This is a genomic window from Agromyces aerolatus, assembly GCF_031432255.1.
Lineage (GTDB): Bacteria > Actinomycetota > Actinomycetes > Actinomycetales > Microbacteriaceae > Agromyces.
In genome coordinates this window covers 61,147-73,742 of the sequence record NZ_JAVKGQ010000011.1, presented here as the reverse complement: position 1 = coordinate 73,742, position 12,596 = coordinate 61,147, and the positions used below count along the sequence as shown (strand labels likewise).

At 70.4% G+C, this 12,596-nt stretch carries 13 protein-coding genes; 5 read left to right on the top strand and 8 right to left on the bottom strand.

Annotated features, from left to right (window positions below; translation table 11 throughout):
- Window positions 1–22: 22 nt before the first annotated feature.
- From RH864_RS13805 to RH864_RS13795, 3 genes are read left to right on the top strand one after another with little or no spacing between them, the layout of a single operon-like run.
- Window positions 23–985 carry a formylglycine-generating enzyme family protein gene (locus RH864_RS13805; RefSeq protein ID WP_310518140.1) on the top strand — a complete coding sequence of 321 codons (963 nt, stop codon included), beginning with the start codon at window positions 23–25 and terminating at the stop codon, window positions 983–985.
- A complete protein-coding gene (locus tag RH864_RS13800) occupies window positions 982–1,347 on the top strand; it encodes a YidH family protein (protein WP_310518139.1) in 366 nt (121 codons plus the stop codon). The genes RH864_RS13805 and RH864_RS13800 overlap by 4 nt, the downstream gene beginning before the upstream one ends.
- A complete protein-coding gene (locus tag RH864_RS13795) occupies window positions 1,344–1,682 on the top strand; it encodes a DUF202 domain-containing protein (RefSeq protein ID WP_310518138.1) in 339 nt (112 codons plus the stop codon). Before RH864_RS13800 ends, RH864_RS13795 begins: the two co-directional genes overlap by 4 nt.
- 28 nt (window positions 1,683–1,710) lie before the next feature.
- Here RH864_RS13795 and betC read toward each other — a convergent pair whose 3' ends face one another.
- Genes betC through RH864_RS13770 form a run of 5 tightly spaced genes read right to left on the bottom strand, consistent with a single transcriptional unit; the run spans window position 1,711 to window position 6,769 of the window.
- Entirely contained in the window at window positions 1,711–3,228 is a 1,518-nt protein-coding gene (gene betC, locus RH864_RS13790; RefSeq protein WP_310518137.1) for a choline-sulfatase, read from the bottom strand.
- Window positions 3,221–4,045, bottom strand: coding sequence for a sugar phosphate isomerase/epimerase family protein (locus RH864_RS13785; RefSeq protein ID WP_310518136.1), 825 nt, complete (start codon window positions 4,043–4,045; stop codon window positions 3,221–3,223). The genes betC and RH864_RS13785 overlap by 8 nt, the downstream gene beginning before the upstream one ends.
- Window positions 4,046–4,092: 47 nt before the next feature.
- Window positions 4,093–5,109, bottom strand: coding sequence for an aliphatic sulfonate ABC transporter substrate-binding protein (locus RH864_RS13780; RefSeq protein ID WP_310518135.1), 1,017 nt, complete (start codon window positions 5,107–5,109; stop codon window positions 4,093–4,095).
- Window positions 5,106–5,912 carry an ABC transporter ATP-binding protein gene (locus tag RH864_RS13775; RefSeq protein WP_310518134.1) on the bottom strand — a complete coding sequence of 269 codons (807 nt, stop codon included), beginning with the start codon at window positions 5,910–5,912 and terminating at the stop codon, window positions 5,106–5,108. Before RH864_RS13775 ends, RH864_RS13780 begins: the two co-directional genes overlap by 4 nt.
- Window positions 5,909–6,769 (bottom strand): ABC transporter permease, encoded by an 861-nt coding sequence (locus RH864_RS13770; protein ID WP_310518133.1) that lies wholly within the window; start codon window positions 6,767–6,769, stop codon window positions 5,909–5,911. Before RH864_RS13770 ends, RH864_RS13775 begins: the two co-directional genes overlap by 4 nt.
- 137 nt (window positions 6,770–6,906) lie before the next feature.
- Between RH864_RS13770 and RH864_RS13765 the strand changes: the two genes are divergently transcribed.
- On the top strand, window positions 6,907–7,707 hold the full coding sequence (locus RH864_RS13765; RefSeq protein WP_310518132.1) for a GntR family transcriptional regulator: 801 nt from the start codon (window positions 6,907–6,909) through the stop codon (window positions 7,705–7,707).
- 40 nt (window positions 7,708–7,747) lie between these two features.
- A complete protein-coding gene (locus RH864_RS13760) occupies window positions 7,748–9,781 on the top strand; it encodes an amidase (RefSeq protein ID WP_310518131.1) in 2,034 nt (677 codons plus the stop codon).
- A gap of 24 nt (window positions 9,782–9,805) precedes the next feature.
- Here the strand turns inward: RH864_RS13760 and RH864_RS13755 are convergent, their stop codons facing one another.
- From RH864_RS13755 to RH864_RS13745, 3 genes are all read right to left on the bottom strand, one after another.
- On the bottom strand, window positions 9,806–10,654 hold the full coding sequence (locus tag RH864_RS13755) for a GNAT family N-acetyltransferase (RefSeq protein ID WP_310518130.1): 849 nt from the start codon (window positions 10,652–10,654) through the stop codon (window positions 9,806–9,808).
- A gap of 19 nt (window positions 10,655–10,673) precedes the next feature.
- Entirely contained in the window at window positions 10,674–11,213 is a 540-nt protein-coding gene (locus RH864_RS13750) for an NADPH-dependent FMN reductase (RefSeq protein WP_310518129.1), read from the bottom strand.
- 236 nt (window positions 11,214–11,449) lie between these two features.
- The gene (locus RH864_RS13745; protein ID WP_310518128.1) at window positions 11,450–12,595 is read right to left on the bottom strand and encodes a Gfo/Idh/MocA family protein; all 1,146 of its coding nucleotides are present in this window, start codon (window positions 12,593–12,595) and stop codon (window positions 11,450–11,452) included.
- Between the last annotated feature and the right edge of the window lies 1 nt (window position 12,596).

Below are 12,596 nucleotides of genomic sequence, written 5' to 3'. Positions count from 1 at the left end.
GAGGATCCGAACGGAGGCCCGGATGACGACGGCGGAGGGCTGCGGCTGCGGGTGCGGATCCCCGTCCAGATCCGCCCTGGTGCAGATCGGCCGCCCACCTGAGGCCGCACCGCCTTCCGGCCGGGCCGGCGCGCATGCCATCGACCAGGCGGAGGTGCCCGCCGGCACGTTCGTCATGGGCGACTCCTCGGGCGACGAGAATCCCGGCGACGGCGAGACCCCGCGCCACGAGGTGACGCTGCCGTCGTTCTCGATCGACGCCACGACGGTGACGAACGACGCGTTCGCCACGTTCGTCGAGGCGACCGGGTATCGCACCGAAGCCGAGACCTTCGGATTCTCGGCGGTGTTCCATCTCGCCGTGACCGCGCCCGACGACGACATCGTCGGGGTCCCTCCGCAGACTCCGTGGTGGCGCGGTGTTCGCGGTGCCGACTGGCGTCGTCCGGGCGGCGCGGGATCGTCGATCGACGGACTCGGCGACCATCCCGTGGTGCATGTCAGCTGGAATGACGCGCAGGCGTATTGCGCGTGGGCGGGGCGACGGCTTCCTCGCGAGGCCGAGTGGGAGTACGCCGCTCGCGGCGGCATCGCCGGGGCGAAGTATCCCTGGGGCGACGCCGAGGTCGACGCGGGCGGATGGCGTGCCAACATCTTCCAGGGCGAGTTCCCCGCTCGCAACACGGCTGAAGACGGGTGGGCGACGACCGCACCCGTGCGGTCGTTCGCCCCGAACGGATACGGCCTCTGGCAGCCGGTCGGCAATGTGTGGGAGTGGTGCGCGGACTGGTTCGACCCGCGCTATTACGGTGCCTCGCCCGCCGAGTCCCCCGACGGCCCCGAGCGAGGCGGAGCGCGGGTACTGCGCGGCGGCAGCTATCTGTGCCACATCTCCTACTGCAACCGCTACCGCAACTCGGCGCGCTCGCAGAACACACCGGACTCGTCGATGGGGAACGCCGGATTCCGGACGGTCGCCCGGTGAGCGGGCGCGCCCGCGTCCCCCGGTGGGTCTACTCCCGGGGCGTCGAGCCCGACGCGCGGTTCACGCTCGCGAACGAGCGCACCTTCCTCGCCTGGATCCGGACGGCCCTGGCCTTCCTCGCCGGAGGCGTCGCGCTCGAACTGCTGGGGCTCGACCTGCACGCGGGCCTGCGGCTCGCCGCCTCCCTCGTGCTCGTCGTCGCCGGCATCGTGACGCCTGGGCTCGCGTGGCTGGGGTGGGCGCGCGCGGAGCGCGCGATGCGCCTGGCGATGCCGCTGCCCGCATCGCCGCTCGGTGCGGTCCTCGGCATCGCGGTCGTGGTGGCCGGGATCCTCGTGCTGCTCGCCGTCCTGCTGCGATGAGCGTGTTCGATCCGGGTCTTCAGCCCGAGCGCACGGAACTCGCCTGGCGACGTACGGCGCTGGCGCTCGGCGTCGGATCGTTGATCGCGCTGCGGATTCTGCCTGAGGTGTTCGGCGACCCGCTCTGGGCGCTCGGCGGCATCGCGGGCGTCGTGGCGGCGACCGCGCTGTGGTTCGGCGCACGGCGCCGGTATCGCACGATCACCGCCGCGCTCGACCGCGACGGCGACCGCGCCGCGTTGCCCGACGGCCGCATGCTCGCAGCTGTCACCGTCTTCGTGGTGCTCGGTGGCGTGACCGGGCTGGCCATCGTGGTCGGCGTCGCCCTCATCTGAACCGAGGCCGCACGCCCCGGCACCGGCGTCAGGTCTCGCGCCAGTACTGGGTGAACAGCGCCGGATCGGGGTCGTACGTCCACATCGTGCCCGTCGCAGCCATCGCTCGGCGCACCAGCTTCCGGTCGGTGATGCTGCGGCGGATGCGCGCTTCGATGTCGTCCGGATCGAACCGGGACAGGAGGTCCGCCCGCATCCGCTCGATCTCGTCGGCCCACGCCGGGTCGCCGCTGAGGTCGCGCTCCTCACCCGGGTCGTCCGCGAGATCGAAGAGCTGCTCGCCGTGACCGTGGATGTAGACGTACTTGAGTGTGCCCTCGCGGCGCAGCCAGCACGGGGCGTAGACCCCCTCGGAGTGATACTCCACGAACACGGGCACCTCCGTGCCGGGCTCGTGCTCGCCCTCGAGGCGCGGCGCGAGTGAGGTCCCCACGGTGTCGACCGGCGTGATCCCCACGAGGTCGCAGACCGTGGGGAGGACGTCGAGCAGCGAGACCGGTGCGTCCACGGTCGTCCCCGCTGCGGAGACCGGTCCGCCGGCGACGATGAACGGGACCCGCGCCGACCATTCGTAGAACGCCCGCTTCTGCACCATGCCGCGCTCGCCCAGCATGTCGCCGTGGTCGCTGGTGAGGATGATCACGGTGTCGTCGGCGTGGCCCGTCTCGTCGAGCACATCCAGGAGCTCGCCGACCTTGTCGTCGATGTAGGTCACCAGCGCGTAGTACGCGCGCCGCATCCGGTAGACGGCGTCGTCGTCCTCGAGGTCGACGCCGTCGACGCCGTGCAGCGTGTCGACCCAGGCATCCATCGCGGAGCGGGGCAGGTCCGGCGACGCCGGCCGCGTGACGAGCTCGATGTCCGCGTCCTCGTACAGGTCCCAGTACCGCTGCGGAGCGAGGAACGGTTCGTGCGGGTGATGATACGAGGCGACGAGCAGCCACGGCCGGGACTCGGCGGGCGGCTGCGGAACCTGCAGCGAGCCCTTCGGCCGCGTGCGCTTCGAGCGAAGGTACTCCACCGCCCGGTAGTGCGTCTCCTCGTCGAACTGCAGCTGGTCGGTCCACTGCACCGGGCCCGCGTCGACGTAGTCGATCGCGATCGGCGGGCCCTCGGGGTTCCCGGGGTGCACGAACCGGCCGACGGCATCCCGATCGGGCGTCCACGCGAGCGTGCTCGGGAACATGTCGGTCGTGAGACGCTTCTCGAATCCGTGCAGCTGGTCGGCGCCGACGAAGTGCATCTTGCCGCTCAGTGCGGTGTCGTACCCGGCGATCGAGAGGTAGTGCGGCAGCATCGGCAGGTCGGAGGAGATCGGAGCCGCGTTGTCCCACGCCGAGTTCGTCGATGCGTACCGTCCGCTCAGCATCGAGCTGCGCGACGGCGAGCACACCGGGTACGGGCAGTAGGCCGAGTCGAACCTCACCCCGCGCGCCGCCAGGCGCTCCATGTTCGGCGTACGGACCACCGGATGCCCGTACACGCCGGTCAGGTCGGCGACGAGCTGGTCGGCGATGATCACGAGGAAGTTGGGGGTTTCAGCCACGGCTGCGCTCCAGTGGGTCGAGGGTTCGGGTGAGTTCGGCCAGCTGCCGGTGCGCGCGCTCCGCCGCTTCGCCGGTCGGTGTCGCGCGCGCGACGTCGCCGATGATCTCGACGACCAGCGGAGCGCCCGGGAACAGCGACGAGGCGAGCGACGTGAACTCGCGTACCGGCCAGCGGCCGTCGAGCGGGAACACCCGATCCCGGTAGCCGAGCGCCTCGTGCTGCGCCCGCGCATTGACGTTCGACAGCTGGATCGCCGCGACCGGCAGCCCGCTGTAGGCGTGCAGCGCATCGAGCTCCTGGCCGGCACGGAAGAAGTGGAAGGCGTCGAGCAGCAGTGCGACGACCTCCGGATCCTGGTCGCGCAGCACCGGGACGAGATCCTGCGCCCGGTTCAGCACCTCGAAGTGGCCGATCGGCTCGACCGCCAGCCTCATCCCGGCGGCACGCGCGAGCGGGGCCGCACCCGCGAGGCCGCGCCGGACGCTCTCCGCATCGCCCCTCGGCCGCATGAACGGCAGCACGAAATAGTCGGCCTCCAGTGCTCGTGCGCGCCGGAGCTCCTCGTCGAGGCGGCGCTCGATCGCGGCATCCCACCGCCAATGCCAGTCGAGCAGCTCCACCGAGGGGCAGACCCCGAGCACCTCGAGCCCGTGCCGGCGGAAGGTCTCCGCCACGTGCTCCACCGGCCCGTCGAGGATCTCGGCGGCGCATTCGACGGCGCGAAATCCGGCGGATGCGGCCGCACCCGCGAACTCCTCGAGCGACGCCGCAGGCGTGGTCTGCGAGTTGAGGCCGAGACGGCGGGTGCTGCTCACAGGTCAGGATCCTTCGGTGCGACGGGCGGGCGGCCACCACCGCTCGCTCATTCGGCGAGCACCTCGACGAACGTCGTCGTGTCGAGGTAGTCCTCGGGCGTCAGCGATGCGCCCTCGAGCGCGCCGATCTTCGCGAAGACGTCCTGCATGTTGGTGAGCCAGCCGATGGCGGTCCCGTCCTCGTAGTACGTCGCCCATTCGTCGTTGGAGTACGCGTCGGTCTTGGCATAGAGCGCCGCGCACTGCTCGGCGTCCATGTTCGCCTCGATGCGCGGGCAGAAGATCTCGAGCGAGCCCTCGGGGTCGGCGACGAGGTCGTCGTTCGCCTTCTGCCAGGCCCGGACCAGCCCGTCGATGACGTCGGGGTTGGCGTCGTAGTAGTCATTGCCGGCGACCCAGCCGCCCGAGATCGGCGAGTCGAGATCCGCCGCGGTGGCCACGAGCGTCGCGTCGGGCAGATTCTCTTCGACCTGCTGATCGAACGGCGCCCAGATCGACGCCGCGTCGACTCCGCCCGTGACGAAGGTGTTGGTGACGGCCGGCATGTCCAGGTTGACGATCTCCACGTCCTCACGCGTCAGTCCGGCGTTGTCGAGCGCGACCTGGAGCACGAGGTCCGCGGCCGTGCCGCTGGTCGTGGCGATGGTCTTGCCACGCAGGTCTTCGACGCGCTCGATCCCGCTGCCCGGCGCGGCCCAGATCTGGTGCAGGTCGACCTGCTGATTGTTGAGCACGATGACCTTGCCCTGACCCTTGGCGGGGAAGTTCGCCACGACGGCGCCCATGACCCCCATGTCGAGGCTCCCGCCAGTGAGCGCCTGCGCCAGGGAGATGCCGGTCTGGAACGGCGTCACCTCGATCTCGATGCCCTCGTCGGCGAAGTAGCCGTTCTCCTCGGCGACGAAGAGCTGCGCGATGTCGTGGGCGCCCGGGATGTACCCGACGCGGACGGTCGCGACCTCCTGCGCCTCGCCTTCGGTCGGCGCCGGCGCCGGGTTCGAGGCGCACCCGGCGAGGGCGAGCAGGCCGACGGCGAGGACTGCGACGGTGCGGGTCCTGTTCATGAGTGCTCCTTGGTGGTGGGGGGTACGGCACTGCCGTGCAGCAGTGCCTCGATGTGGCTGCGGAGTCGGATGAACTCCGGTGAGAGCTTGAGGTCGTGCGGCCGGTCGCTGCCCCAGGGGACCTCGACGATCTCTCGCACTTTCGTCGGGCGGGAGGTGAGCACCACCACGCGGTCCGCGAGGTACAACGCCTCCTCGACCTGGTGGGTGACGAAGAGCACGGTGCGCTTCTCGGTGTGGTTCAGGTCGAGCAGCGCCTCCTGCATCTGCTCCCGCGTCTGCGCGTCGAGCGCGGCGAAGGGCTCGTCCATGAGCAGGATCCCCGGGTCGACCGCGTACGCGCGCGCGATCGCCACGCGCTGCCGCATCCCTCCCGAGAGCGTCTTGGGCAGCGCGTCGCGGAACGGCGTCAGGCCCATCAGCGCGAGGTAATGGTCGACGATCTCGCCCCGCTCCGCGCGGGACCCCTTCCAGGCGCGGAGCCGTGTCCCGAAGTCGATGTTCCGCGCGACCGACAGCCAGGGGAAGATCGCGTACTCCTGGAACACCACGCACCGGGACGGGCCCGGCTTGCTGACCGGCTCGCCGCCCACGAGCACACGGCCGGTATCGGGGCGGATGAATCCGGCGATGGTGTTCAGCAGCGTGCTCTTGCCCGATCCGCTCGGCCCGACGACGGCGATGAACTCGCCGTCCGCGATCTCGAGCGAGATGTCGTCGAGCACCGTCACCCGGGCGCTGCCCTTCCCGAAGGACTTCCTGAGGCCCTCGATCTGCACGCCCAGCCGGGTCACCGTCGTCATCGTTCGCCCCTGTCCTGCCAGCGCAGCACGCGCGCTGCGATCACTCGGATGATGAGATCCATGACCAGCGCCGCGATGCCGATGAGGATGATGCCTGCGTACATGCGGGGCACGTCGAGGAAGTTGCTCGCGTTCTGGATGGCCGCGCCCAGGCCGTCCTGGGCGGCGACCAGCTCGGCCGCGACGAGCGAGGACCACGCGATCCCGAGGCTCACGCGCGCCGCGGTGAAGATGTGGGGAAGGGACAGCGGGAAGACGATCTTGGCGAACACCTCGAGCCGGCTGGCGCCGAGCGTCTGGCCGGCGCGGACGTACTTCTCCTCGATGGCGGCGACGCCCTCGTACACGATGATGATCGTCGCGAAGAATGCGGCGTAGATCAGGATCACTTCGCGGGCGAGCTCGCCGATCCCGAAGTAGATGACCACGAGGGGCACCAGGGCGATCGGCGGAAGGGCCCGGAAGAAGTTGACGATCGGATTGAACGTGACGCGGGCTCCCGGGAACCAGCCGAGCAGGAATCCGATCGGGATCGCGAGGACCATGCCGACGAGCAATCCGATCGTCACCCGGCGGGCACTCACGAGCAGGTCGTTGAGCAGGCTGCCCGAGACGAGACCGTCCCACATCACCTGGGCGACCGTGGCGGGTGCGGGCACCAGGCCCGGTCGCATCCAGCCGGCTTCGGACGCGACCCACCAGAACGCGATGATGATCACGAACCCGAGGAGACCGAGGGCGGCATTGCGGATCACGCGACCCGCGCGCTTGCCGTAGCCGTCGTGATCGGGCTCCGTGGGCTCGAGCGGGATGGCGGAGGCTTCAGGGGCATCCGTCGTTGGAGCGGTGGGTGACATCGTTCTCTCGCCGATCAATTGGACCTTTGAATGATCTTAGATTCGATCAATGAGGTCCATTGTTGCCAGAGCCCGCGAATAAGGTCAATACATCCCGCCTACTTTCATGTAAGGTTCTACCTATCAGGGGAGGAACGATGGCCGAATCCGCCGGGCGCACGCCCACCCAGGTCGATCTCGCGACGATGCGACTCGAACGGCTGATCGAGCAGCAGCGACGCGACGGCGATCTGCGCCTTCCTCGTGAGACCGAGCTCGGCGAGCAACTGGGCATCTCCCGCAACACGCTGCGGGAGGCGCTCGCCCGGCTGGCCGCACGCGGTCTGATCGATCGCCGCCGCCGGCTCGGAACGTTCATCACCGCCGCCCCGGCCGAGGCGTCGGGAGAGACGTTCGACCCGCGCGCCCTCGCCTATCCCATCGACGACATCGTCACGCTGCCGGCCTTCTTCGAGGACGCCGGGGCCCCGTACGCGATCCGCTCCGTCTCCGTGGAGACCGAGCCCGCCTCGGCCGCCGACGGCGCACGGCTCGGGGTCGCCGAAGGCAGCCCGCTCTACCGGGTACGCCGGGTCTTCGCGCTCGACGGCACCGGTGCGGTGATCGGCGAGCATCTGCTCCCCACGGTGCTGGACGGGCACGGCGTGCACATCGAGGCGCTGACCGACGGGATCTCCACCTTTCTCCGCGACGTCGAACGGATCAACATCGACGTCGTCCGGCACCAGGTCACCGCCCTCGCGGGAGATTTCGCCACCGCGCGCGACCTCGCGCTTCCGATCGGCGCCCCCGTGCTCGCCGTGGATGCGGAGCTCTGCACGCGGGACGGCGCGGAGCTCCGGATCGTCGCGCTCGGCCGCCTGATCTTCAATCCGGCCCTCGTCAGCCTCCGCGCGACGGGCTCGGCAGCGCCGGCGCACACGAGCCGCCCAGCCTGAGCGGTCGGTTTGAGAAGGTCGGTTTGAGAGGATTGACCGGATGACCGAGAACTCACCGTCGCGCGGCACCTCCCGCGACGCGGCGCCGCTGCACACGTCCGACCTCCACGACGTCGTGGAGCTGAGCATCGCGGAGATGCTCGCGGCCCTGGAACGCGGAGCGGTGACGAGCGTCGAGCTCGTCTGCGCGTACCTCAACCGCATCGGGTACTACGACCGGACCGGCCTGTGCCTGCACGCCATCGCCGTGCTCGACCCGACCTGTCTCGAGCAGGCGGCCGCGTCGGACGCCCGGCGCCGGGCCGGCCGGGCCGGGCCGCTCGAGGGCGTCCCGTTCACGGTCAAGGACAGTTACAAGGTGAAGGGGCTCACCGTCGCGTCGGGAAGCCCCGCCCTGGCCGAGCTCGTGGCGGGCGACGACGCGGCGACCGTGGCGCAGCTGCGCGCGGCCGGCGCGGTGCTCCTCGGCAAGACGAACATGCCACCCATGGCGGCCGGCGGCATGCAGCCCGGCGTCTACGACTACGCGCGCAGCCCGTACCATCCGGACTTCCTCACGGCCGCGTACGGGTCGGGCTCGTCGAACGGGTCGGGCACGGCGACGGCCGCGAGCCTGTGCGCCTTCGGCATGGCCGAGGAGACGGTGTCGTCCGGCCGCGCGCCGGCATCGAACAACAGCCTCGTCGCCTACACCCCGTCGCGGGGTGTGCTGTCGATCCGCGGGAACTGGCCGTTGCGGCCGACGTGCGACGTCGTCGTGCCGCACACGCGCACGGTCGAGGACCTGCTGCTGCTGCTCGACGTGATCGCGGTCGAGGACCCGGACCGCTCGGGCGACTTCTGGCGGCAGCAGACCGCGGTGGCCCTGCCCGCGCCCGAGGAGGTGCTGAGACATCCGGTCGCGCGCCCTCGGCCCGAGCGCCTCGACGGCCTGCGGATCGGCGTGCCGCGTCTCTACATCGGCGAGGACGACGTTCCCCTCGACCCGCCCGTCATCCGCCGGTCGGTGCGCGCGCTCTGGGACCGGGCCGCCGACGACCTGCGTGCGCTCGGTGCCGAGGTGGTCGAGGTGGACTTCCCCGTGGTGTCGAACTACGAGGAGGACCGGCCCACCGCGGAGGGCCTCGTCGCGCGGGGACTGGTGCCCGCGAACTGGCGCGGCCTCGAGGGCGGCACGATCACGGCGATGGCCCTCGACGGCTTCCTCCGCGACAACGGCGACCCCCGGCTCGACAGCTGGGCCGACGTCGACGGCGACACGGTCTTCCCCGTCGACGACGCCCCGGTCCCCGTATGGATCACGCGCGCCCGCGGCGGCTTCGACTGGCAGCGGCTGGCCGAGCTCGTGAAGCAGGGCCTCCCTGAGACGTTCGACGGGGTTCCGGGGCTCGCGGAGCTGCTGCGCGGACTCGAGCGTGCACGCACCGAGGACTTCGAGGACTGGATGCGTGCCGAGGGACTCGACCTCGTCGTCTTCCCGGCCGCGGGCGACGTGGGTCGCGTCGACCTCTTCACGCGCCCGGAGAGCCTCGAGGCGGCCTCGCGCAACGGCGTCGTCTACTCCAACGGCAACCGCGTGATCCGGCACCTCGGCATCCCGACGGTGACGGTCCCGATGGGGTTCATGGGCGATCTGCAGATGCCGGTCGGCCTCACGTTTGCCGGCCCCGCCTACAGCGACGACGCCCTGCTCGATCACGCCTCGGCGTACGAGCGCGCGACGCGGCGCCGGCAGCCCGCGTTCCTCACGCCGTCACTGCCGAGCAACCAGATCACGCCGGCGGGCCGGCCGGGTGCGGATGTCTCCGACGCCGCACCCGTCTCGGTCGTGATCGAGGCACGCGACCGCGTCTGGGCGGTCGAGGTGCGCCTCGGTGACCAGGCGACCGACGCTGCACGGGTGTGGGCCGACGGGCACATCCTCCGCAGCGTTCCCGGCGAGCCGGGGGTGTTCCGCGGTCACGTCTCCCTCGCACGCAAGCGGCTGACCGATGAGATGCTGATCGTCTCGACGACCGGCCGCTCCGCGGCGTCCTTCAGCCTCGAGCCGCTGCCGGGTGCCGCGTCGGCGTGACCCCTCGGGTCCGCACCACCCCGGTCAGCCCAGCTCGAACGAGGTGACGCCGAAGATGCGATCGGTACGCGCTGGAGGCGGTGGGCCGCCGGCGTACATGCGGACGGTCTCGAACTCGGCCGTCATGTGTCGAACGAGCGCGAGCGGCGCCGCGTGCGGATTCGACTCCGGGAGGTCGATGGCGACCTGGGTTCCCGACGGCACCATGGCGAGCAGCGCGCTGAGCAGCTCATCGGCGATCTGGGAAGACTCGGCGAAGAGCGGCCCGATGCGGACGCCCGTCGTCGCGGGCCGGATCGCGCCGTATCCGACGACGGCGCCTCCACGTTCGGTCAGCTCCGCGTGCACCCCGGTGCGGCTCAGCCAATCGCGGACGAACCCCGCGCGGTCCACCCCGAACACGTCCCGATCGAACTCGAGCACGCGCGCCACGTCACCGTGCTCGACGGGCCTGACCGACGGCGAGACCCGGCCCGGTGACGAGTTCGTGACGTACCGCACGCTCCGGTAGGCGGTCCTGAATCCCGCGCGTTCGTAGGCCGGGATCTGTGCGACCACGCCGTCGAGGCCGATCGTGGTCGCCCGCGTGTGCTCGAGCGCATGACTCCAGAGCCGGAACCCGTACCCCTTCCCCCGCTGGTCGGGCCGCACGAGGTAGAACCCGAGGAACGCGTACGACGGGTCGTACCTCACGACCGAGATGCTCGCGACCACCTCACCGTCGACGACGCCGACGAAGAAGCCCTCGGGGTCGGCGGCGTAGAACGCCTCGGCATCGTGCACCCCGGGGTTCCAGCCCTCGGCGGCCGCCCAGCGCACGACGAGGTCGAGCTCCGAGCGGAGCATCCGCCGCATGACGAAGCCCTCTCCCATGCGCGACCCTCCCATATGCTCATATACGACCCGACCAGTCTCGCGCATGGGCGGCCAGGCTCGCGATGCGGGCGATGTTGGCCGCGTACTGGTCCGCCGCCTCCTGGACGACCTCGTCGACGCGGTCCATCTGCTCGATGACGAAGTAGAAGCCCCGTCCGAGGACGATGGCGCCGAGCTCGGTGAGCAGGGGCCCGAGGAACACGGTCGGCCCCATCGAATGCGTGAGGTCGGCCCCGGTGGTGACCGCGATCGCCGGAACCCCGGACAGGCCGTTCGCCGGATACCGGTCGAGGAACGCCTTCAGCAGCCCGGTGTAGGTCGCCTTGTAGGTGGGCGTCGCGAAGATCGCCAGGTCGCTGGCCGCGACCCGGGAGTTGAGGTCGTCGAACGTCTCGCTCGGCCAGCGGAAGATCTCATCGGTGTGCTCGGCGAGGTCGATGACCTCGACGCGGTGCGGCACGTCCCGCAGCAGCGCTGCGATGAGCTTCTCGGCCACCGTCCGGGTGCGCGAGTTGGCCTTCGGGTTGCCCACCACGAGGGAAACGCTGAGTGTCATGGATGCTCCTTGGTGATCGTCGAGGGGAGACGACGCACGTCGGACGGCCATCGGGCACGCTCTGGCGGGGTTCGACGACGCCGTCTCATTCCGCCGAGATGTTGTGGCCCGGCGATCGCACTGCGAAGTTTCTGTGGCCCCGCAGGGATCGTGACTGATGTCACACTGCGCTCAACGCTAATCGGCGAGTGCCGGGATCACAACATGACGGCGGGATGCCACGCCGGCATCGGCGATCAGCCGACCGCCACCGGATACCGGGGCGACTCCCACGTCGAGCCCGAGTCCGAGCCCGAGTCCGCGTTCGCGTCCGCCGAACGCCACACGGCGTCGACGATCGACTGGATCTTCGCGCCGTGGAGGAGGTTCCCCGACGGGTCGCGTCCGTCTGCCACCGCATCGATGAAGGCCGCCATCATGTTCGCGCTGGCGTCGAGGTAGCCGGTTCCGAGGGACGTGCTGCCGAACCACACCCCCGGCGCGCCGCCCGCGACGGGCGTCGCGACGAATCCCCCCTGGCCGAACTCGTCGTGGCGGCCACGGTAGACCCGCAGCACATCCCGTGCGTTCCAGTCGAACGTGAGTCCGCCCTTCGTCCCGTCGATCTCGAACCGGAAATGCGCGAAGTTGCCCCACGACTTCTGGCTGAACGAGAACACGCCGAGCGCGCCGCCGGCGAACCGGGCGAGGAACGCCCCGCCATCGTCGACGTCGTGGTCGTCCTCAGGGCCGCTCGCGGTGGTGGTCAGCTGCGCGTTCACCGAGATGATGTCTCCGACGATGAAGTCGGCCATGTCGATGACGTGCGAGCCGATGTCGCTCGACGCGCCGGATCCACCGCTCGCCTTGTGGCGACGCCAGCCCATGTCGCCGAACGCGTCGTCCTGGTGGTACTCGAACCTCGCCTGCAGGACCTCGCCGATCTCACCGCTCGCGACGAGGTGCGCCGCGTACTGGATCGCGGCGTTGTGACGATAGTTGAAGCCGATCGCGGTGCGACCCGACGATGTGCGGGCCGCGTCGAGCATGCGCTCGACGTCGGCGCTCGTGTTCGCGAGCGGCTTCTCGCACAGCACGTGCTTGCCGCGCTCGAGGGCGTAGCAGACGATCTCCGCGTGCAGCTGCGGAGGCGTCACGACGTCGACGATGTGGATGTCGTCGCGGTCGATGACGCGCTTCCAGTCGTCGGCGGCCTCGTCCCAGTCGTACTGGCCCGCGAGCTCCTCGGCGATGCCCAGGTCGCGCTCGACGAGGACCGCCTTGCGGATCCGCGATCCGCTGGTGTTCTGCTGGGATGCCAGCGACCAGGCGAGACTGTGCGCCCGTCCCATGAAGCCGCCGCCGCCGATGATCGCGACGTTCAGCGCGTGGGGAGTTGCCATC